We start from the raw sequence: 22,258 nt of genomic DNA, 5'->3' as shown, positions 1-22,258 counted from the left end.
AGCTCCTCCTTCGCGTGCCTCTGCCGCCGCGACCGCGACGCCACCGGCCACGCCCGCCCAAGCTACCCTATCTGATGCCGGTCGCGGCCTGAAGGCGGTGGCCGGGATAATGAACAAGGCCCGCGATCGTCCCCGGAGCGCGGAGCGAGAAGACGTCGACGCCGGCGCTGAAATCCAACCGGCTCCCCGGAGACGATCCCGCATCGGTGTACCTTGCCCCGACTCGCACGGAGTGCATGCCCATGTCCACGTCTTCGGATCGACCGGATTTCTGCCGGACGATCTGGACTGTCAAAAGGAAAGACCTGCCCCCGAAGTCCCGAGCCCCGAAGCCCCTGTTGACAGCGGGCATCCTCGGGGTAACGATGAATAACAGACCGTTTCGAACCATCCCGTAGCCCGCCAATGACGACCATCCGTCCCACCGAGCTGAAGGTCCGCTGCTACGCCGAGCGTGAGGCGCCGCGCCTGTGGGTCGCCATCTGTCTGGACTTCGACTTGGCCGCCCAAGGCGAGACCTTCGAGGAGGTCAAAGGCAAGCTGGATGCCATGATCGATGACTATGTCCGCGAGGCATGGGACGGCGAAGACCAAGCCTACGCCGACGCATTGCTGAGTCGACGCGCGCCGCTGCGGTACTGGCTGCGCTTCTGGTGGTTCGGCTTCTGGCGCCATATCCGCCGACACGACGACACCCACCGCCCGTTCAACGGACGCCTCCCCCTGTCGCTCGCTCAATGAGCGGACACTTCCCGCCGCTGACCTGCACCGAGGTCAAGCGGATCCTGCGTACACTCGGTTTCGAGCCCCGCAAGGGCGGGAGCGGCTCACACGAGCAGTGGGTCAAGGATGAAGACGGCCGACGCTACAAGGTCACGGTGGACTGTCCCAAGGCGCCTTTCTCTCCAACCCTCATCGCGTCGATGGCGCGTCAAGCGGGTGTCTCCAAGAAGTCGTTTTATTCCGCGCGCGAGCGATAAGCGATAACGAATGCCGTTGGCGAGGTCGCACTGAATCCAGCCGTCTGATGGGCCTCCACTTCTACCGTTAGTCTTCAAGCGGGGGATTTTCCCTATGGGAAGCTCCGACATCCTTGCATCGCCGGCTCAATCCTCGCTTTCGACGTGTGTTCAAAGCCACGAGGCAAGACCCCGATGCCTTTTGGAAGAAGGATCCGGCGCGGTCCAACGTCGCGAAGCGACGATACCCCGGGAGAGACGACTTGCAGTCGTCCTCTTCCACTGTCCCGACGGCTAACCACATCAACCCCGGGGACGCCCGGATTCCATCCGTTTCCCCCGAAAACGATCTCCTATCGGTGTACCATGCCCCCGACTCGCACGGAGCGTACGCCCATGTCCACGACCTCGGATCGACCGGATTTCCGCCCTGACCTGCAAGGGTTGCGTGCCATCGCCATCCTCCTCGTTGTCCTCGCGCATGCGAACGTGCCGTTCGCACAAGGCGGCTTCATCGGCGTCGATGTCTTCTTTGTCCTCTCCGGCTACTTGATCAGCGGACTCCTGATCCGCGAGCTGCGCCAAACCGGCCGCATCCGCTTTCTGCGCTTCTACGCCAGGCGGCTGAAACGCCTTCTGCCCGCCCTCGCGGCGATGCTTGTCGTCGGCACGGCCGCAACGCTCTGGCTCCTGTCGGATCTTGAAGCTCGCGTGCAACTGGCTTCCGCACCCTTCGCCGCGGCATGGACTAGCAACCTCTACTTCGCCTTCCTCGGCGTGGATTATTTCAACGAACTCGCCGCGCGAGATCTCTTCCTGCACACCTGGTCTCTCGGCGTCGAGGAGCAGTTCTACCTCATCTGGCCTCCGATCCTGCTCGGGCTCTTCCTGATCGCCCGCGGCGCTGAGGGTTCCGTGCGTCGACACAGCGTCTGGTGGTGGGGCCTGGGATTGCTCCTCGTCGCCAGCCTCGCCCTCGCACTGATATGGACATCCACGACACCCGGCTTCGCCTTCTACCTGATGCCGTCGCGCATTTGGCAGTTCGCGCTCGGCGCAGTCGTCTTCCTGTCCCTGTCCGAGACATCACCATTCAACGCGCCACGCGTCGAGGACCATCCTCGCATCCGGTCACTCCTGTCCTCCGGAATCATCGCCTGGCCGGCGCTCGGCTGCGGACTGGCCATGATTGCGGGGAGCGCCCTGTTTCTGCATCCGCAGCTCGGTTATCCGGGGTTTTGGGCGCTCATCCCCTCCTTGGGAACCGCCCTCGTCATCGCAGCCGGACACGGTCTGGCCGGAGGGCAGGCCGGGCCGCTCGCCCATCCCGCGCTCGTCTGGTTGGGCGATCGCTCCTACTCCTGGTATCTGTGGCATTGGCCGGTGCTGATGCTCGGCTTCTCCCTCGGCTTCGAAGGTCAGCCCATCCCGACTCTGGGTCTGGTGCTGCTGTCCCTCATGGCCGCGATCCTCAGCTACCGCTTGGTCGAGTACCCCTTCTGGAAAGGCCGCTTCAGTCACGCGGAACCGCGAAGGATTCTGCTCGTGAGCCTCTTGATCATGGCCGTCCTCATCGCCGTGCTCTTCCATCTCTGGCGCGGACTTGCACCGAAGAGCGAAGATACGCCGGGATCAAACGTCGCCGCATGGCAGGCCGATCTCCCTGTGATCTACCGGATGCCCTGCGATGCTTGGTACCACCACGCCCGTGTCGAACCGTGTCTGTTCGGGCCGGAAGATGCACCCCGAACCGTCGTCCTCCTCGGCGATAGCATTCTGGCGCAGTGGTTTTCGATGGTTCCGGCCCTGTTTCCGGAGCCCACTTGGCGCATCGTTGTCTTGACGAAATCCGCCTGTGCGATGGTCGATGAAGACTATTTCTACCCGAGGATCGGACAGGTCTACACTGTCTGCAGCGAGTGGCGCGACGCGGTCCTGGCAGAGATCGAGCGCATCCGACCGGATGTGGTGATCACGGGCAGCGCAGCCACCTACGATTTCACGGAAGCTCAGTGGGTTGAAGGCAGCGCCCGCGTGTTCTCTCGGCTGAGCAAGGCTGCCGACACCGTCATCCTCATCCCCGGAACACCGAGCCTGCCCTTCGACGGCCCCGGCTGTGTGGCGCGACACCTGTCGTCGGATGGACAGATCGGCCGCGCTGCCTGCGGGGCGACGGAGCGCCAAGAGCATGTTGTGCGGGTTACGCGCGATCTCGCGCAGAGTGCGGAAAAATTCAGTAATGTCCATTTTCTGGACTTGAACGATCTCGTCTGCCCAGACGGGATCTGCAGCGCCGTCACGACGGATGGTTTGCTGGTCTTTCGTGACAGTCAGCATCTGACGGATCGTTTCGTGCTTGCGAGGATTCCGATGATCCAAGAAAAGCTGGATGCTGTCGTTAGGATAGGACGGTCTCTGGAGGAAGTATCACAATGAGACTGTCGAAAGGCAGGGTATTCAGGTTTGATTACAACTTTGGGTGAGTCTTAGCGTATCTAATTATTAATCAAATACATGGGCTTAGTCAATCAACATTTAGCTGACCCCAATGCCCAAGATCCGGGCGAGAATCGCGGCCGATGCATCCCAGCCCTGAACACCCGCATAAGCTACGCGCCCCCGATGCAGCAGTGGGATTGCCTTGGTCACAAAATCCTCCACATCGCCCACCGTCGCGAGCATCTCCGGATGGTCCCGCAGAACCCAGGCACTCCCCGGCACATCCGACGCCACCACAGGAACTCCACATGCCATCGCCTCATAGAGCTTGGCCGGGTAGCTGTGATTGCCGAATGCCGACCGCTTATTCAAGACAAACAAGAGATCGACGCTGTTGACGATGAAGGGGACGTCTTTATCCGGGCGATACCCGAGCCAGTGCACGCCTTCCGGGAGTTGCACGCCCCTGGCCAACCGGCCGGAAAGCACAATACCAAGCTCCGGTATCTCACGCCGAAGCGCTGCATAAATCTCGAACAACTGCCCTATCCCCCGACTGGGGTGTAACGACCCCGAATACCCGACCAGGACACCTCTCTCCGGGAGCCCCAATCGCCTCCGGCAATCCAGCTGCGGCATAGGGACAAAGAGGGGATCCGCTGCCATGGGCACCACACCGACCGACGCCCGCCTCGATGTCGCCTGCATCCACTCTGCTAGACTTGGGCCGGCTGCGGTCACTGCGTCCGCCCGAGCCAACGCGCGCCGCCAGGCCCAATGCAACATTTTTGCCCAAGGGATGTAGCTCTCGTAGTTATCGTAGGCGTCGATCAGCGCACGGCAACCGTGGGAGGATCCCAAATGCATGGCGAGGATGCCGTACCAGGTATCGGAGAACCCAACCACCCAATCCGGCTCGATGTCGGCGCACAGTACATGGGCCTCCTTGAGATATGGCCACAACATCCAAGGTTGTGCTGAGACCGTATGCATGTGCAGCCCATCGACCTGACGGGATTCGGCCGGGTCGCGCCGGTAACTTAGAAGCAGCAGATGCACCTCGTGACCGTATTCCACCAGTAATTTTGGGAGGTGAAAAAAGCGACCATACGGATTGGTGAAGAGGTCTCTTCCTTGCGGTCGGCGCTTGCTGAGAAACAACAACGTCACTGCCCTTCACCTTCATCGAGCAGAAAGCGAAGATAACGAATCGAACAGCGCGCGAAATCGAGAGATGCGGCAGCCCTCAGACAACCCTCGCGATAGGCCGCATAATTACCACGCAATTCGCGAATTGCGTGCGCGATAGCGGCGACTGAAACATCATTCAACAGAATACCAGCGCCGAAACTCCTGATGTCCTTAAGGCCTGATATATCACTGCCGATCACTGGCACTCCCGCAGCGAAATAATTGTACATTTTTCCAGATGGGGAGGTAACGTAGTTGACATCTCCAGCGGCGATAAATCGAAAGTCATAAAAGCAGAAACCGATCTCGAATCCTTCGATGTATCGAACTATCTCGTTCTGTGGAGTGTACGTTTCATCAATAAATAGTCGCCTTTCCTCAAATAATTCTCGATAATGCTTCTCAAGCCCTCTCCGCATGGACGGCCGCATTGCACCCTTGATTGTCAAGCTGATGTCCGGCAGCTTCCTAATCGCGTCGATACACAAAAAAATACCATGACTTGGAATCACATTTCCGAGAAAAATGATGCGGCCATTTCGCGCGCCTACTCTTGGTGAAATGGTTTCTGCCAAGATTGGAGAGTTAGGAAGATAGAATACCTCGGCGGGCGCGCCATTCGGGAAAAGATAATCGAGCCGTTCGTAACCCTGGATTGCGATGGACTGTATGGCAGAAACAAGCACGTTTCGTTGAAACCAGTCGCGGGCGATTTCGAGCGAAAGCAGGTGGGCACTCCCGAATCGCTTCTGCGCAACATAAAAACCGATTGAATCGACACCGATAACGACGTCGGCTTCAACCGATCGCATGGCCTTCAACAGCAACAATGCTTTAAAGGCATTATAGGTCCCGGTCACGGTTAAAATTGCACGCATCCATACAGGCAGGCGGATCAGCTTATATACGCCAGGGTCGAGAGATTCGCTGCCGTACTTCTCATTGTCGAAAGCGATGACCCCGACACTGTTCCGCAATGAAAGCAAATCAACGAGGTTCAAAATGGTTGGCGAGTAAGCCACCCATTCGTGCGGAAATAAAATAAGGATACGCTTGCTCATTTGCTTTCGACGAACTCAACATGGCCAGGGATGACCTTGGCTTTTTATATTAGCGCTTCCTCATTAGACTCGTTTGCTTTCAATCCAGCCACATAACAGGCGTTCCAACTCTCCGCGCCAAGCACCGACCCATCGAGCCACTGCTCTGCCGCGAGCCTACGCAGCCCAGCGGCATCGAGCAGCAGATCCACTTCGGGGGTAAACAGATAACGCATCGAATGGACCTCGCGGATTCGCTCCATCCGGGAAGCGCCTTCGACGATGACCTCGTAATGCACGTCAACCCGATTCCGGTCGTGGTGACTCACGGGCTCGGCGATGCGGGTCATGTCGATGCCATTGCCGTGAAGACGCCGCACCCGTGTCGTCGGTGGATCGGTCAACACGCCGGGGCCGTACCAGCAATCGAAGATGAAGATACCGCCGCGAGCAAGGTGCTCAGCCGCCGTGGCGAAGGCCGCCGAGAGATCGGCGTTCTCGGTCTGGTAGCTCATCACATGGAACAGCGCGAGCACGACTTCGAATTTCCTGTCTGAACGAAAATCGCGCAAATCTCCTTCCATCAATAGGAGGTCGTGACGCCCAGCCGCACGCTCCCGTGCCCTGGCGACCATCTCGCCGCTGCGATCCACGCCGGTGACACGGAATCCCAGTTGCGCGAACGCCTCTGCGTGCCGGCCCGTACCACAACCCAGTTCGAGGATGTCTCGTGCTCCGGGTGCGTAGCGCCGGATCAGGCCGTGCACATAGGCTGCCTCGCCCGCATAGTCCTTGTCCCGGTAGAGCAGGTCGTAATACGCGGCATAGGCGTCGAAAACGGAAGCCTCGGTCTCAGCCATGCAGCACCTCTTTTAGTGCCTCGACAACCCGCTCTTGTCGTGCCTCATCGAGGGCCAGGCCACTCGGGATATAGAAGCCACGCCGTGCCATACGCTCGGCGACGGGATACCGCTCGCCAGCGAACCAGCCCTTGTTACGCAACACTGGTTGTTCGTGCATTGGCCAGAAGAATGGGCGCGTGCCGATCCCGCGTGCTGCCAACCTGCGCATCGCCTCCTCTGCGTCGAAGTCAACCGTGTCGTCCAACAGCAGTCCATAGACCCAATAGATGTTCTCGGCATAGTCAGTTGTAGCCAACGGCAGTTGCAGCCCCTGGACAGCGGACAACAATTCGGTGTATCGCGTCCCAATGCCCCGCTTGCGTTCCACGAACTCGTCGAGGCGTTCGAGTTGGGCGACACCCAAGGCCGCCTGCACATTACTCATTCGGAAGTTCCAACCCAACTCGTCATGGACGAACCGCTTTTCCGGCTTGAAGCAGAGGTTGCGCAGTGAGCGGCAACGCTCGGCCAGGAGCGCATTGTCGGTCACAATCATGCCGCCCTCGCCGGTCGTAATATGCTTGTTCGGATAGAAGCTGAAGGTGCTGAGGTCGCCGAAGCTGCCGCAGGGCCGGCCCTTATAGGACTGGCCTTGCATCTCCGCCGCGTCCTCAATGATTTTCAGACCGTGACGGCAGGCGAGTTCCAACAGTGGGTCCATGTCGACCGGAAGACCATAGATGTGGACGGCCATGATCGCCTTGGTGCGCGACGTGATCTTTGCCTCGACCTGGGTGACATCCATATTCCAAGTCACCGGATCGCTATCCACCAGTACAGCTTTGGCACCCGCGCGGACGATTTGGCCGATGCAGGAAATGATGGTGAAGGTTGGCAGGATGACCTCGTCGCCGGGCCCGATACCGAGCGCAGCCACCGCCGCATCCAACGCTGCCGTTCCATTGCACACCGCGACGCCGTGTGACCTGCCCACTCGCTGCGACAGCTCGCGCTCGAGGCGGTCGACAAAAGGGCCTTCTGATGAGATCCAGCCGCTGTCGACACACTCCTGCAAGTATTTTTTTTCGTTGCCGTCAAGCAGCGGCTCGTTGACCGGGACACGGATCATCGTGAGAGTTCCAGGATGAAATGACAGTAGACATTCATGCCCAACTCTTCCTTGTTGCGAAGCGCACGTAGGCGATAACTCAATCCCGCCTCGATAGCCGGATCAAGCACCCGTCGAACGAGCGCCTGGGCATCGTACTTGCGCGACGACGGAACGCCCCAAGTATCCATTCGCACATACTCCGAGGTCGAATAAGAGCAATAGTGCGTATGGAGGTAGAGCGGCACGACCACAACCTTACCCCCAGGCGCCAGTATCCGCGCTGCCTCCCGCATGAACTCGATATCATCATCGCCAGCGAACATCTCGAAGGCACAGTGCAACGAGGCGCCGCGAACCGATGCGTCCGCGAATGTCGTGGTAGTCGCATTCTCGGAACGGTAGTAAGGAAGATTGCGAAATTTCTGCCCGACCGCGAGATCGATGGCCCAAGCGTTCAACCCTCGCACCTCTCGCAGATAGCGTGCCCAGGGCGAATGACAGGCCGCCACATCGACATACATGTCATCGGTCCCGTAGTCATCAAGCCCCAACAGGCGCGCGGCGATGAAATGCTCAAGCAGCTTTTCGTCCCAGACCCCGCCTGTTTGGCCGCCGTGATAATCTTCCGGGAAGGGCTTCTCTGCCTTGAAGCGCGCGAAGGATTCGGGATCGACCCGATAATCCTCGACTGTTACGCCAAACGCCTGCAACGCGTCCTCGACCGCCGCCAATTCCTCGGTCGTCGGATTGTGATAGCGCGGGGCATTGCGCGCGCGCCGGACATCCCAGCCGGAATGACGCCGCACCCAACTGGCCGAATAGGTGAGTGTTCCGAACAGTCCCCGGCGCCTGATGGTGGCGAATAGATTCACAATGCGCGCCTCATCCCCCGCTTCCCGGCACCTTGCCCTGGAAGCGCGTCTTGTCGCGATCGCCCGCGTAAGGCCCTTGCTTGACCTCGATGATCTCGGCCTCGTCCAGCACCTCGAATCCATGTCCGCCCGCCGCGAGCAGGATCACATCGCCAGGACCGAGTTCGCGGCTTTCGATCCAGTTCCGCTCATCGTCGTAGAAATCAACACGCAGGCGGCCGGAACGGATGAACAGGACTTCCTGCGTATACACAACCTCGCGTGGTACCGGATTGTGGCTGTGCGGCTCGATCAGATGGCCGGTCGGGCGGCGCATGTAGGCAAGCTGCTGAGAGAAATCGTCGGGGGTGAAAAAATGGATGCCGTTGTCGCGATAGCTCGCCGGGACGATGATGGCAAAAAGCTGCTCTTTGTACTCGATACGTTCAATCATGGTCTATCTCCCTCTAACACCTCATCACCCATAAAGTCCGGCCTCGACACCCACTCGCGCACGTGTGGATCCAGTCGATACGCGCGCTGGTGGAAGAGATAGCCCTCACGGTAACCGGCCGCCATGCGGCCACGCAATTGCCGCAGCTCACGATCGATTTCCAGTGCGGCGCGCAACCGGCGCGTCGCGTATACGAAAATCGATTTCAGCCCAAGCAAAACCCTTCCATGTCCCTGTCGCAGATCGGAAAAAGAATCCGAAATCCCCTGATCGAAGGCGCGTTGGCGAAAATAGGCGATTGTCATCCGCGACGCATCGACGAAGTGGAAGACGGTGGCGCCGGAATGGAACAAACACGTCAATCCGGAGGCCGCGACGTAACGCGAGACATGCGTCTCGCCGTCGCCACGAAAACGAATCATCTCGCGTGGCATGGCATCGGGATGAAACCCGTGCGCGGCAACGAGCGCAGTGCGCCGGATCGCAAAGTTGCAACCCCAGACGTAGCATGGATCGATCTGACGAATTCCGTCCGGCATCCGCAGGATGCTTAGCCAGGGGATCGCCTTACCGTCGTATACGGGCCTCGCCCATAGCCGGGCGAGCCAGTCCGGCGGAGTCCGCTCGAATTTTGGAAGATTGTTCCCCCCGACCATGACGACCTGCGTATCGGCAAAACACTCGGCAATCGCCGTCAGCCAGGTCGGCGTCGCCTCAACGTCGTCGTCAATGAAGACGAGGACATCGCCACGCGCCTCGCGCAGCCCACGATGTCGCCCAGCATGAAGGCCGGGCTCCGGCTCGAAAACGGCGCGTAGATTGGGCAGATCAATGGCGTGAGCGGTGATCACATCGGCCGTGCCATCCGTCGAGCCGTTATCAACCACCACGACCTCGAACCGCTCGCGCGGGAGTATCTGCACCTCCAAAGAACGTAACGCCAGGGAAAGCAAGGCCGCACGATTCCGGGTCGGGATGATGACTGAGATCATCGGGCCATCGTACCCCACCACAGATTCGGGAGCGCACCGGACTCGTCAACCAGCGGTTCGACCTCCTCGCGCACGACTCGCTGCACGCCTTCCGCCCATCCAATGTCGTGTAATGCGACTACAGCGCCCGGTCCAAGCAAATGCCGATAACAATCCCAATCACGCCTCACACTCTCCCACGAGTGATCGCCGTCGATGAACAGCATCCCGATGCCTTCGGGCGCTAGTGCGCGCGCCGCCTTGACCACCTCGTGACTGAAACCCCGTAACGGCGTGATCCGTCCCGTGAACGCCCGTGTGTTGGCGAGAAACTGCGCGAAGGTATCCCGTGCACCCTCGGTCATCGCATCGTTCTGCCAGGTATCGATGCAAATCACCCGACCCCCGTATTCGGCCCGATCACGCGCTGCCGCGAGGAAATAAGCCGAAGCGCCGAGATACGAACCGATCTCAAGAACGGGCCGATGCGGAACGCCCTCCGCCAGGCGATACAGGACCGCGCGCTCCGCAAGCGTCAAATGCGACGGTATGCGGAAGCCTCGCGGGTAGCGGCAGACCAGCGGGAGCGCCTGCAATGTCCGCCCTGCACGGTCGAATATCGTCATGTCTTGTTCAGCGCGACGATCATGATCCCAGAACGTCCCAGCTGGGCCTCCCAGTGAGCGGAAAAGACCAGGAGATCCAGCAGCGAGCCTAGCCGTAGCGACGCTTTTCCGAACAAGCCGTACCGCAGTTCCTGCAACCCCCGCCAATCGATCCGCGCCAACCGCCGAAACAGGTGGCGGAAAGTACCCCAACCACGCCCATCCCACAAACGATCATCGAAGACGATTATTTCGACCCGAAAACCGAATCGGGACGCATAGGCATGAATCGTCCTCGGCGAAAAGTGATACAGGTGCCGCGGCACGTCTTCCATAAAGGCCATTCGACCATACAGGCTCTCGGCGTTGGGCACGAGAAAGACAAAGCGCCCCCCGGGCTTGATGATCCGCGACACTTCGGCAAAATAGGCAGATGGCGTATGGACATGCTCAAGCACTGCCCAGGCGGTGACGAGATCGAAGTAGGCATCTGGCAAAGTGCACTCGGGCAGGGCTCCCTTGTGAAACACAATATCCTCATGCGCCACGGATTCACTGAATGCATCAACGCCATGAGCCTCGATACCGGGATACCTTGCTTTCAGAGAGCTCAGCCAATCCCCCCGAGCACAGCCAATATCCAACACGCGTTCACGATCCAGCTGGGGTATATATTCCGCTTGCCCCTGGTAGCGCTGACGGTGGATGTCGGTATTGCGAGCGTCGTGATAACCCGGTGGATAGAATCTTCCCATTTGATTAAAAGGCGGCCTCGGGTTGACATAGACCAACCCACACTCAAGGCATTCGACGACTGGGTACTCGAACAGGTCACGCCATAGCCAGGTATCCGGTTTCCGGTATCTGACCCGGTAGCGATCACTGCCACAAAAATCACAGCTGATATGCTCCATCATGAATCCAGCGTTGGTACCGTCGCTCATGAGTGTCCGTCCTGGCACACCAGACCCTGATCGTAGGTCGGGGTTGGCGAGTCGTCTTCGAGTCCTGGATGCCAATAGATCGGGCTAAACATGCGAAACGATGCGGCGAACATGGCCCCCGGATCTCTGATCGAAATTGCCTGCGGGTGCCAGTACCTTAGGTTCTTGCGGATTCGCGGGATCATACGGAAGTCCAGCGGGTGCCGTTGGCGAGGAGTGGCCGGACTATTCGGCCCACCCCGAGGATGTAGAGCAGAAATGCTATAGCCGACATGCTCATGGAGACAATCACGAGTGACTGCATCAGGACTCCATCCACATGGTGAGGCACGACAAGACCGATGGGAAGCGCGATGGATGAGGCGATTGCCATCATGATCAGAAACCGAAACACGGGTGCGATGGCGAGACCGACAAGCTGGCGGGCCAACTCTAAATGTAACATGGTCGCAGCCACGGCGAGTCCGAACCGGGTCCATACGAACGCGTCGAAGCCACGATGAATGCTAAAGAGATAGGCTATCAGATAGATCGGCAAGGATACCGCCATGACGATGGTCTCGTAGGCTGGCTTGCCGATCGCGCGATAGACCTCGCCATTCGAGCCAATGATCCATGATGTCCCATGCGTCAATGCCATCACCCCAATCACTAGCCCTATCCCTGACCAAGCTTCACCGAAGATGAGCTTGCCGATTGGGCGGGATGCCGCGAACAAGATGAACGCGATCGGCATTGCCACGAGGATGCTCACCTTGACGACCCGTTCATAGGTCATCCGCAGTCGCTCGCGGTCCGCCTGAATCTCGGAGAGATGACTGTACAGCACGGGCAGCAACGGTGCGAAGATGACCCCGAACAACATCATGACGAACTGATTCCCCGTTCGGTACAGGCCCAGTTCGTGTGCGCCGAGATACATTCCGACGATGAGCGCGTCGGCCCAGAGGTAGAACCAGCCGAGCAATCCCGATAAGCCAACCCAGAGTCCGAATCCGGCCATCTCCCGAGCTACCCTGCGGTCGAACCCCCAGGCCGGGCGCCACTCGTTCACGCGCCACAGAACGAGCGCCTGACCCGCCTGTCCGACCAGCGCACCGACCACCAGCGCCCAGTAAGACCAGCCATAAAGCGCCATCGGTATGGATGCGAGCGCGGGCAATGCGACGGTCAGCAGTCGCACCCAAAACAGTTGCTTGAACCGGAACTCTTTCTGCAGGAGAGCGGTGTGTGTCGCGACCACGGCCCCCAGCAGGATATGCACCACCATGACCTGCAGCACGAGCGTGACCCGCGCGTCGTTGAAGACATGCTGAGCCAAGGGCTGGGCGACGAGAAAGATCAGGCTAGCAACCCCGATACCCAACGCGACATTGACCCAAAATGCCACATTTGCCGCCTCGGGGATGTCCCGCTGGCGCTGGATGAGCGCCTTGCCCATGCCAGCCTCCCAGAAGACCTGCGAGAAGCTGATGACCATCGTCGCCGCGGCCATGACACCGAAATCCTCTGGTGTGAGCAGGCGGGCCAGGATCAGGAACACCAGTGGCTGGATGAGGCGCGACGCGAACTCACCCGCCGCAGACCATTTGAACGCTTGGAAAAGTTGGTGTCGGAAGATAGCCATGACGGAGAATCCGTGTCTCACTTTAGCCACGTCGTTGTTTGCATCGCTCATCCGTCATGTGGTGCTGTTGGCAAAACCACGATCTCGCCGGCGACACTTCGTTCATGATGCGCTTGGTTGCGCCTTCCTGAGAACTAAGATCGTCGTTGGCAGTATGCCGGACAGCGAATCAATTACGACAGTCGGCATGCGCGCCGCGACCCGGTTCGGCCACGGCCCATCGTCAAGCGATGCCATGATCTTGACTGCCTGACCGGCCATCGTCGCCCACCTGAGGCCGGCTGCTCGCAGCATGCGGCGGAGTTTCAGTGGGCCGGGCGGGTAACAATCGTATACGGATCCTCTTCTGGCGGCTCTCACGTAGGCGTCGGCCAGGAGTTGCGGTAGCCAACTCAGGAAGGGAAGCCGGTAGTGCGGCTCCAGGATGGCCCAGCGGTTGGGAGCAGCGAGGTAACCGATGCCGTTAGGACTTAGCACGCGATGAATCTCCCGCAGATGGGTCAGTTGTTCGGTGTGGTCTCCGACGTGTTCGATGACCTGATTGGAAACGACGAGATCGAAGGACGCTGTCGATAGGGGTAGGTGAGCATTGTCGATCTTCAGAAATTGGTAGCCGGCGTGGACAATGCGCTGGTCAACAATGTCGACGGATATGACTGCACCATCTCGCCCAACCTGTTCTGCGAGGGCTGCGGCGATGACGCCGGAGCCGGTACCGATCTCCAAAACGCGTTGGCCTGCCAGGGGACGCAACATTTTCAGGATGCGGATGATCTTCTCGGCTTTGAGTAGGCGCTGGGGCTGATCGCAGGATGCATGGCTGTAGCGTTGGATCGAGGGCCTGTTCATGAGCTTGGTCTCACGCGCGAATCGGATACACCCGACATCCGAGATCTGCAAGTGCAGGCTGGCGTCCCGACAGGTTCCGAGACAAGTGGATGATCAGGAGGGATGCCGGTGTCGGTGGCGCTAAAGTAGCCCAATTGGGTCATCAGTGTCGCCAATCTGCTGTTGCGAACGGTCTCGATCCGTGCAACATACTCGCTCTGAGCATGTTATGGATCTGCCGCAGAGTTGTCTTGTGAATCGTTGGTTTAAGCGGTAGTGGCTCATGGACTGCTCGAAGGTATTCAGACTTTACAACATTCTGCAGTGCCAGGCGCTCGGTTCCCAGTCTCATACGCGAACCCCCGTCTCGCGGGCGGTGTTGACGATATCGCGCGGATCGTCAGGTTCGGCGATCAGCACATCGATCCGTCGTTCGCCGATCGCGCGTTACAGCAGGACGAGAAAACGGATCTTTCGGCACCGGGTATCATCGCGCGCTGCGGGTGTGATCAAGAGGTCGATGTCGCTTCCCCCCGCCCTTCTCATCGTCGATGCGGGAGCTAAACAGGGACACGCGGGTTCCCCGGCCGAATTCGGCCTCGTGGATGGTCTCGACTTGGTCGGCGTTCAGGCGCATGGGTTCGATCGATCGGTGTTGTTTCTAAACCACGTTTTTGCGGGATCTTTGTTGAGCACTTCGGACAATAACACGCCATACCGCGCAGCGATTGTCCCCCAATCGAACGCCTCCGCGCAGTGCTGGCGGGCGTTTGCGGCGTAGCGATCGCGTCGGCTCGGATCGGCGAACAATCCCTCGATAGCGTCGGTCAGATCCAGGGTGTTTCGGGGGTTGACCAAAACTCCGGTATTGTCATGAAGAACAATATCCCGAACTGCGGGCACGTCCCCGCAGAGCACCGGGCAACCGCAGCCCATGGCTTCCACCAGAACCAGGCCGAAACCCTCTTGATCGCCGCTGTCTGCAACCAGGAATGGGGCGACAAAGAGGGTTGCGCGGCGGTAGAGGGCGGGCAGGTCGGCTTGCGACACCATTCCCTTAAAGTCGACGTGATCGCCGATTCGCAGTGAAGCGGCAAGCTCCCGCAGCTCGGTCTCCAGCGGGCCGCCACCGGCAATGGTGAGTCGTGTGTCGGGGAACGCGTGCAAGATCCGCGGGAGCGCCCTCAGTAGTAAACCCACACCCTTCTTTTCGACCAGACGTCCGACGAACAGCAACTGCTTCTGTTCGCGGGGGATGCGCGGGTCGGGGGTGAAGCACTCGCGCAGGTCGACGCCCATGGGGATCACCGCGACCTTGTCGGGAGCGATGCCGAGTGCGAGCACCTCATCGCGCATCGCCCGGCTGACCACGCTGATCCGATGACTCGCCCGCAGCACGGCGCGCTTCAGCGCGCGAAACGCTGTGCCGCGTAGGGCGAACAAATCGCCGCCATGCGACGTACAGACCAGCGGCACCGGACGCCTGGCCATCCTGCGCGCCAGCAATGCCATCAAACCCTGGGGAATCAGCCAGTGGGCGTGAATCAGATCCCAGTCGTCATGGCGCAGCACGCGGATCAACGCCCACAACTGGCCGATCAGGAAGGGCGGCACCAGCAGATAGTTGAGCGGGTTGGCTCGCAGCCGGTTGAGGATGCCGCCACCATGGCTGGCGAGGTTCTCCCGGCTCCGGATGAAGTAAGGGAAGCGGATGATGCGCAGCCCGTCCAGAGTCTCGTGCTCCAGGCTGCCGGGTGCGCGCGGCGTCAGTAGGGTAATGTCGAAGGTGTCGGTCAGGCGCCGACTCAGCTCGAAGACGAACGGCGGCTCCACATCATTCCGCCAGCGCGGGAAGGTCGAGGTCAGAACCAGCAGACGCGGTTTAGGACTTGGCATCGTGGACAGTCATTCATGTCGTTGGACGGCCTTCGCGTTGTCGGACATGGGTATCGGACGTCGGGGGATCCGCGCTCATCGGTCCCCCTCGCGATAGTTTAACGCCGTGATCTGTTCCGAGATCAGGCCCATCATGAAGACGACGATCGCGGCGGTGAACAGCAACGCGCTCATGTTGGTGAAGCGGCCCAGGGTCAGAAAGGTGTAGAGATAGTAGCCGAGACCGGTCGCGAAAAAGGCCGCGCTGACCGGGAAGAAGAGCTTCAGCGGTGAGTAGAGCGTCGCGACCTTGAACATGATCAGCAGGAAGCGCACGCCGTCACGAAACGGGCGCAGGTGACTGGTGCCTTGGCGTTGGGCAGCATGGATCGGGACATAGCCAACCGGATAACCGGACCGGAAGAACGCCATCGTGATGGTGGTGGGGTAGGAGAATCCGTTCGGCAGCAGATACAGAAAGCGCTTGAACCGCTCTGTTCGGACAACGCGGAACCCGGATGTCAGGTCGAGGATCTTGTGGCCGGTGATCAGGGTCGCGAACCAATTGTAGAAGCTGTTGGCAAGCGATCGGCCGAAGTCGGCTTGGGAGCCGACGCCACGCGCGCCGACGACCATGTCGTAGCCCTCGTCGAGCTTGGCGAGCAGGCGCGGGATGTCGGCCGGGTCGTGCTGGCCGTCGGCGTCCATGAAGATCAGGATCTCGCCGGTCGCGGCGCGCGCCCCGGACTTGACGGCCGCGCCGTTGCCGATGCTGTAGGGGTGAGAGATGACGTGGGCGCCGTGGGCGAGGGCGACCTCGGCCGTTCGGTCGGTCGAGCCGTCGTCGAGCAGGATCAGCTCGGCGTGAGGGAGCGTCGCGCGCAGTCGAGTCAGCAGGCCCGCGAGAGATCCGGCCTCGTTCTTGGCCGGCAGGATCACGGAGAGGTTTGCCGTGCCCGCTTCCGCGGATTCCGGAGGGAGAGAGTTGCTCAAGATCGCCTCGCCGATGTCTTGCGTTCGGGACTCTGTGTTGTCCTGGTGCAGCATAGGCGAAGGGCGCGGTCAGTGTCACAGGATAAGGCCGGAGCGGGGTTCAAGGCGCAGACGAAACACTTGGCTGGCTCGATATCGATACGTGGAACGAAGCCCTGGGTTCCACGACTCGTGTGCGAGCGGCGCATTCATGGGAACTCGTGCGAGGCGCGATCCATGAGGGGCAATGGAGGCTGATTCAGCGGCTTTGCAACGTGGGTAGCTGATCGGATGACAGCGTTACGCCGATCAGAGAGAGTAGGCCATCCTCAGCACAGCCGCCGGATGGAGAATCGCAGACGCGGACGGCCTCGCGAGGAGGTTGGTCCTGACGAGGTGGCTGATAAACAAACCTGTCCTTTAACTTCTTCAAGAAAGTCAAAAATCAAGACCTGACCCCGATGCCTCCCTCGATGCCTCCCTTACCTCTAAGACGCGGGAATTTGCGTCATCGTAAGCGGCCATAACTCGACGACGGTGATCGGCTTTATTGATAATGTTGGATGGCTGATAGTCGATAAATTCTTCGGTCAACTTCTGGGCATCCGTTTTGCGGTCTAACTTTAGCAAAGTCTCAATGATGAGGCCGTAGCTGAAATAGGTGCGATGGTTTCTAAATCCCTCTAACAATAGCTTGATGCCATTTTCAGTTTGCCCTTCAGCCATGTCGATCAATCCGAGATTGAGCAAAAGGCGAGCTTTCGCCGTTCTATCGGCATCGGGCAATCGAGTCTGATTCAGCATAAATTGATATATTTGTTTTAATTCGGAAAGGGACGGCCACTGACATTGCCCTTTCAGGCGTTTGTCCATTACATATTCCAGATCAGAGAGAAACTTCACTGAAGGACGAACTGCCGGCTCTGTTTCGAGTGTGCGTCGGGTGTGGGCTAACAAGGCCGAGCCAAAGCGTGATCGACGAATTTCGCATTGCATGGTCAGCGCAAGTGCCAATTTTTCAAGATTACGGCTATCGTGATCAGCAGCGGCCAGTGTCAAGTCTGCGGCAGCGTCAGCGCCTTGGCTATAGCGCACCCATTGCGCCTTGTAGATCAGCGCACGCAAGGATTCTGGGTGCGCGTTATACCAGCGTTCGGTGCCCATTGCTGGATCGCCCCATCCGCGAACTGTCAATGTCAGAAGAATGAGCAGTGCGGGCAGATAACAAAGCGTCAGCACACCACGAGGCCAACGCTTAGCGGACTGCCAGGCAGCCGCGACCGGAAGCGCCAGTAATCCCAGGATAGGGATGTAGTTGCGGTGCTCGAAATAGAGTTCGAGCTGGATGAAGCTCGATTCCACTAGATGACCGATGAGGAACCAACTCAAGCCGAACAGCAGCAGTGGCTGACTCTTGCGTTTCCAGATGGCAGCAGCCAAAGCAGCGATCCAAAATAGAGCCGCCAAGCCAGACCAAAGAGTCAGACCGGTTAGCTTGTCGGGATCATCCTGGAAGGGGCCGAGGACACGGATGTCAGGGATGAAGGTCTGACGGACATAGTCGAGAAGGATCAATGCCTGTGACCAAAGACGCTGATCCCAGGTGAAGTCACGACGATAATCCTGCGTTCCGGAGATACCCGGCCAATGCCAGAACACATAGAGCGCGAAGGCGACGATAGGCGTCCAGAGCAGCAGATGACCGACCCATTGCCAGTCAAGACGTGTCAGGGGACGCCAACGCGCCAGGATCAGAACTTCGATCAGGCCAATGAATGATGGCAGTAGAAAGCCGTTTTCCTTGGAGAAACCCGCCAGCAGGGTGCAGACGGCGACTGCCCCGAGCATGGTTAAAATCCCTGCACGCGGGTTGGACTCAGCCCAGCGGCGCCCGAGCAGATAACCGAGAAGGCCAAGCAAGACAAAAAAGCCCGATAGCAAAGTCATCCGCTGGACGGCTGAAAGCACGGAAGACGCCAGGAAAGGATGCGCTCCCCACAACAGCGCCAGCACCAGCGCAAAACCGGCTGCTCGCGCCGCTAACGCCGGAACCTGTCTTGCAATCAGCCAAGCAATAGATGCAACCAAAGCGACGTTGACGAGATGGATCAGCGTATTGATTTGGCGGAAACCAGCCGGATTCAGGTTCCAATCGTCAACATTGATGAGAAAGCTGAGCATCGCAACAGGACGCCCGGTCGGTCCGGTGTTGTTGCCGATGACGTAAGAAAGCGCAGATTGAAAATCGGAAACCTCTGCCAGGCCACTTAAACTGAATTTATCGTCAAATGTCCAAGGAGCAGGAAAGCCGATACGATAGATGAAATAGAGCGCAGCGCAGCCAAGAGCGAGTGAAATCATTAAGACTATAAAAGAAAAACCCCTGGTGGTGGGGTTTTTTACAAGACTATTGATAGCGATCCTGAAATTATGGTCATTCAATTTCTTTCCCCGTATATTTTCAATAAATTCTGCTTTGCATGTGGTTTTGCTTCCGAAACTTGATCTGGGCGAAGGATTACGGAAACCCCGTTCGATACGCTATACAAGGTTAATTGCAGGGCGTGTGGCATGTGCTTTGACGAGCAGCATGCCAGACATCCCTGCTCAAAAAATAAAGCTTCGTCTACCGGAACGATGCCGGCATATATTTATCGTCACAAGTGCTAGTCGTCCCCGACCAAGAAGTGATCGCTAGATTTCCTGCGTCAACGGTGGGAACGAGAACGATATTGCATGATGCAATTCCAATGTCAGCATCTGTTGCAACCGTCACCGTGCCTGCGTTAACGCTAGCAGCGCCACAAAAAGCTGTTGTGCTCTCTGCACATCCTGCACTACCGGCAGTACCCGGCATGCGCGCCATTGATGTATAGAACTCCGTAACGGCGGTTTTGCACGCTCCAGCAACGCCAATACACTCTGACATTTTGGCGCGAATCGTATAGTCCTGATACGCCGGCAACGCAATCGCCGCCAAAATACCAATGATCGCCACAACGATCATCAGCTCGATCAATGTGAAACCTTGTTGAATCTTTTTCATGTCTGTACTCTCGTGTCGATGTGATGATCCGGGCGATCCCGGCGGTTGGGTACTGCCAGTGTTCTTGCGTCGCATCCCTGGGTGTCCCGACCTTGATACAGCATCATTCGGGCCAGTCGCCGGGCTTCGGTGACGGCGGGAATGGCGCGCTGAGACGCCGCGCACGGGGCTAAAGTAAACACAGATCGAACGTCGTGACGGGCATCACGCTTTCCTGAACCGCAGCCTTTCCCCAAGGCGTTGAAATCCTTGTGACCGCAGGGTGATCCGGCATTTGGCGCTCAAGGCCGAGTCAATCGACGGGCGGTTGTCGGCGGGAGGAGGCTTGGGCGTGATCGGCCGAGCGCGGTCCGGGGCACCCGCCCGACAAGGCGACACGCCCCTCGATTTAGACGCTGCGTGTCAGAAAGTGACGAAATGGGGCAGGGTCGGGGGCCGATTCTTGTCGCTCGGGCGGGGCGGGCGATCGGATGAAGACGGACGGGTTGCGGATCGCGCTGTGGGTCGAACTTGAGTCTGACTCTGCTGTGCTGCTGCTCTCGGCGGGATTGTCGGGCTGAAGCCCGACCCACATACCGCGCGCCCGGGTGCCGACAGGGCCTCAGCGGTCGGTCTGCTGCTGCAGGAGCGCCTTGAGGCGTGCGACCTCGGCGAGCGCGGCCTGCTCGCCCTCGCGCGCGGCCTGCTCCCCGGCGCGTGCGGCTTCCTTGGCTTGGCGCTCGGCTTCCTTGGCTTGGCGCTCGGCTTCCTTGGCTTGGCGCTCGGCTTCCGTGGCTGCGCGCGCGGCTTGCTCGTTCGCGCGCGCGGCTTCCGTGGCTGCGCGTGCCTCGTCCAGCACGCGCTGAATCGTGCGTTGCACGCGCAGCGCCTCCTGCCGGGACTGATAGCGATGATAGTCGCGCTCTTTTTCGGAAAAGCGGCTCAAGATGCTCATGGCCTGCCTCATGATGGGATGCTGCATCCACTCGGGGAGATGCTCGGGATTGAGGTGTTCACCGTCCTTGAGGAAGTTTAGCCAACGTTCGGCCTCTGTTTCGACCTGCGCGACCTGGAATTTGGTCAACTCGAAGAGCCGGATGACCCCGTGGTCGACGAGCCGGCGCCCCTGGTCGTCGCGCAGAGAATACCGATGAGCATACTCCGGTCGCTCGACAAAGAGGGTTTGATCGAGGATCCAGATCGCATAGGTCGGCCGGAGCGCGTCGTAATCCTGGCCGCTGTGCAGTTGCTGGCTGTAGAGATCGGCCCAGGCATAGAGGATGCTTGGGGCCAGATATTGGGGGAAGACCAGGAGCTGGATCTCCACCTGAAACATCCGGCGGGCCGTGTCGCGGGCTTTGACGTCGACGATGGTGAGCTTGTCGTCGAGGGTCTCGCGCTCGTTGTAGGGGTTGAGGATATCGACCTCGGCGACGGGTGCTTCGAGATCCTCCGCGAGCAAGGCGTTGAGGAGGTGGATGAGCAGATCGCGCCGGTCGTCGGACCCGAACAGGGTTTTGAAGACGCAGTCGATCTTGGGGTCGATGGGGCGGTACATGCAAAGAGCGTATAGCGGCGAGGGAGCGTCGGCAATGCGTGACGAGGGCCGTCGTGCCGTGCGCCGTTGCTGGGGTGCTGCGGGTCGGGCTACGCTGTGAGCCGGCAACGGGCTCGGAGCCGTGAGTTGTAGGTCGGTTGTGCCGAGCTTGCGAGGCACGACGCACCGGCGGCGGGGTTGCGCTTCCTATCGTCGGCGGGCCTTGTTCATCACTCCGACCGCGACCGCCCGGGTACGCCGGATTCATCCGGCCCCCCGGGACGGGTGACTTCAGTCGCCCGAGCACGCCCGCGTGGCGAGCTGAAGTCCGCCGCCCCCAACTCTCCCCGAGGTGCCGACTAAAGTCGGCGTACCCGAGGTGCCGACTAAAGTCGGCGTACCCGGGCCGGAGTCTCGCGTCCGGTCGGGGAATCCAAGAGGCCTGGACGACAGGATGATCAAGGCCGTTCGCGCGCCACCGGCCGCGATAACGATCAAGACCCGTCAGCGCAACCGACGGCGGTCGAGATCGGCCTGGGCATAGAGGATGCGCGGCGCCGGATCCGGGAAGACGCGGCGCCGGATCCGGGAAGACGAGCAGTGCGTAGGTTGTGCCGAGCTTGCGAGGCACAACCCAGCGCCGGCGGTGTTGCGCTTCCTGGCGGGAAAAGGGGCCAGGTTCAGGTTCAAATAACGCTCAACTTAAGGTCGGCCCCCTGTGGGTCGGACTTCAGTCCGACCTGCTCTCAGCGTCATCCCGCAGCGCGATTGGTTCAGGAGCGCGACCTCGGCGAGCGCGGCCTCTTTGGGTGCTGAATGGGGAGATCACCGACGGCATGAATACCGTTCGGTGTATACTGCGGAGTCTAAATAAAACGGGTAATCCCCCGGCTTTGCCGGGGTGACAGTAGCAGTTTGACATTTCCGGGAGTCCATCGGGGACACTCCGCAGCGTGAGCCGCCAAGCACACGCTTGTGGAGAGTCCC

General features: G+C 59.5%; 19 protein-coding genes. 3 read left to right on the top strand and 16 right to left on the bottom strand.

Features of this window, described 5'->3' with window-relative positions:
* Nucleotides 1–405: 405 nt before the first annotated feature.
* The 3 genes from AADX97_RS26615 to AADX97_RS26605 all read left to right on the top strand — a co-directional run bounded on the left by AADX97_RS26615 (nucleotide 406) and on the right by AADX97_RS26605 (nucleotide 3,395).
* Complete coding sequence (locus tag AADX97_RS26615; RefSeq protein WP_374237066.1) at nucleotides 406–741, top strand: hypothetical protein; 336 nt, start codon at nucleotides 406–408, stop codon at nucleotides 739–741.
* Nucleotides 738–980 carry a type II toxin-antitoxin system HicA family toxin gene (locus tag AADX97_RS26610; protein ID WP_213459470.1) on the top strand — a complete coding sequence of 81 codons (243 nt, stop codon included), beginning with the start codon at nucleotides 738–740 and terminating at the stop codon, nucleotides 978–980. The genes AADX97_RS26615 and AADX97_RS26610 overlap by 4 nt, the downstream gene beginning before the upstream one ends.
* A gap of 375 nt (nucleotides 981–1,355) precedes the next feature.
* Nucleotides 1,356–3,395, top strand: coding sequence for an acyltransferase family protein (locus tag AADX97_RS26605; RefSeq protein ID WP_374237067.1), 2,040 nt, complete (start codon nucleotides 1,356–1,358; stop codon nucleotides 3,393–3,395).
* 99 nt (nucleotides 3,396–3,494) lie between these two features.
* Here AADX97_RS26605 and AADX97_RS26600 read toward each other — a convergent pair whose 3' ends face one another.
* The 16 genes from AADX97_RS26600 to AADX97_RS26525 all read right to left on the bottom strand — a co-directional run bounded on the left by AADX97_RS26600 (nucleotide 3,495) and on the right by AADX97_RS26525 (nucleotide 21,292).
* Nucleotides 3,495–4,568 carry a glycosyltransferase family 4 protein gene (locus tag AADX97_RS26600; RefSeq protein ID WP_374237068.1) on the bottom strand — a complete coding sequence of 358 codons (1,074 nt, stop codon included), beginning with the start codon at nucleotides 4,566–4,568 and terminating at the stop codon, nucleotides 3,495–3,497.
* The gene (locus AADX97_RS26595; protein WP_374237069.1) at nucleotides 4,565–5,650 is read right to left on the bottom strand and encodes a hypothetical protein; all 1,086 of its coding nucleotides are present in this window, start codon (nucleotides 5,648–5,650) and stop codon (nucleotides 4,565–4,567) included. The genes AADX97_RS26600 and AADX97_RS26595 overlap by 4 nt, the downstream gene beginning before the upstream one ends.
* Nucleotides 5,651–5,694: 44 nt before the next feature.
* On the bottom strand, nucleotides 5,695–6,489 hold the full coding sequence (locus AADX97_RS26590; protein WP_374237070.1) for a class I SAM-dependent methyltransferase: 795 nt from the start codon (nucleotides 6,487–6,489) through the stop codon (nucleotides 5,695–5,697).
* Nucleotides 6,482–7,600, bottom strand: coding sequence for a DegT/DnrJ/EryC1/StrS family aminotransferase (locus AADX97_RS26585; RefSeq protein WP_374237071.1), 1,119 nt, complete (start codon nucleotides 7,598–7,600; stop codon nucleotides 6,482–6,484). Before AADX97_RS26585 ends, AADX97_RS26590 begins: the two co-directional genes overlap by 8 nt.
* Entirely contained in the window at nucleotides 7,597–8,454 is an 858-nt protein-coding gene (locus AADX97_RS26580) for a methyltransferase domain-containing protein (protein ID WP_374237072.1), read from the bottom strand. The genes AADX97_RS26585 and AADX97_RS26580 overlap by 4 nt, the downstream gene beginning before the upstream one ends.
* A gap of 10 nt (nucleotides 8,455–8,464) precedes the next feature.
* Nucleotides 8,465–8,887 (bottom strand): hypothetical protein, encoded by a 423-nt coding sequence (locus tag AADX97_RS26575; RefSeq protein ID WP_374237073.1) that lies wholly within the window; start codon nucleotides 8,885–8,887, stop codon nucleotides 8,465–8,467.
* Nucleotides 8,884–9,879, bottom strand: coding sequence for a glycosyltransferase family 2 protein (locus AADX97_RS26570; RefSeq protein WP_374237074.1), 996 nt, complete (start codon nucleotides 9,877–9,879; stop codon nucleotides 8,884–8,886). The genes AADX97_RS26575 and AADX97_RS26570 overlap by 4 nt, the downstream gene beginning before the upstream one ends.
* On the bottom strand, nucleotides 9,876–10,484 hold the full coding sequence (locus AADX97_RS26565; protein WP_374237075.1) for a class I SAM-dependent methyltransferase: 609 nt from the start codon (nucleotides 10,482–10,484) through the stop codon (nucleotides 9,876–9,878). Before AADX97_RS26565 ends, AADX97_RS26570 begins: the two co-directional genes overlap by 4 nt.
* On the bottom strand, nucleotides 10,481–11,407 hold the full coding sequence (locus AADX97_RS26560) for a class I SAM-dependent methyltransferase (RefSeq protein ID WP_374237076.1): 927 nt from the start codon (nucleotides 11,405–11,407) through the stop codon (nucleotides 10,481–10,483). Before AADX97_RS26560 ends, AADX97_RS26565 begins: the two co-directional genes overlap by 4 nt.
* 181 nt (nucleotides 11,408–11,588) lie before the next feature.
* Nucleotides 11,589–13,034 (bottom strand): lipopolysaccharide biosynthesis protein, encoded by a 1,446-nt coding sequence (locus AADX97_RS26555; protein ID WP_374237078.1) that lies wholly within the window; start codon nucleotides 13,032–13,034, stop codon nucleotides 11,589–11,591.
* A 102-nt stretch (nucleotides 13,035–13,136) separates the two neighbouring features.
* The gene (locus tag AADX97_RS26550) at nucleotides 13,137–13,883 is read right to left on the bottom strand and encodes a class I SAM-dependent methyltransferase (RefSeq protein ID WP_374237080.1); all 747 of its coding nucleotides are present in this window, start codon (nucleotides 13,881–13,883) and stop codon (nucleotides 13,137–13,139) included.
* Between the two features lie 606 nt (nucleotides 13,884–14,489).
* A complete protein-coding gene (locus tag AADX97_RS26545) occupies nucleotides 14,490–15,758 on the bottom strand; it encodes a glycosyltransferase (protein WP_374237081.1) in 1,269 nt (422 codons plus the stop codon).
* 75 nt (nucleotides 15,759–15,833) lie between these two features.
* Entirely contained in the window at nucleotides 15,834–16,784 is a 951-nt protein-coding gene (locus tag AADX97_RS26540) for a glycosyltransferase family 2 protein (protein ID WP_374237082.1), read from the bottom strand.
* 363 nt (nucleotides 16,785–17,147) lie between these two features.
* Nucleotides 17,148–19,151, bottom strand: coding sequence for a hypothetical protein (locus AADX97_RS26535; RefSeq protein WP_374237083.1), 2,004 nt, complete (start codon nucleotides 19,149–19,151; stop codon nucleotides 17,148–17,150).
* Between the two features lie 184 nt (nucleotides 19,152–19,335).
* On the bottom strand, nucleotides 19,336–19,755 hold the full coding sequence (locus tag AADX97_RS26530; RefSeq protein WP_374237084.1) for a pilin: 420 nt from the start codon (nucleotides 19,753–19,755) through the stop codon (nucleotides 19,336–19,338).
* A 601-nt stretch (nucleotides 19,756–20,356) separates the two neighbouring features.
* Nucleotides 20,357–21,292: an Rpn family recombination-promoting nuclease/putative transposase gene (locus AADX97_RS26525; RefSeq protein ID WP_374237086.1), complete on the bottom strand. Its 936-nt coding sequence runs from the start codon at nucleotides 21,290–21,292 to the stop codon at nucleotides 20,357–20,359.
* Nucleotides 21,293–22,258 lie beyond the last annotated feature (966 nt).

Origin of the sequence: Thiocapsa sp. C2-2m (assembly GCF_041903745.1) — a bacterium.
In the GTDB taxonomy this organism is placed as follows: Bacteria; Pseudomonadota; Gammaproteobacteria; order Chromatiales; family Chromatiaceae; genus Thiocapsa; species Thiocapsa roseilacustris.
Note: the sequence above shows the minus strand (reverse complement) of the source record. Positions and strands in the feature narration are given on the sequence as shown.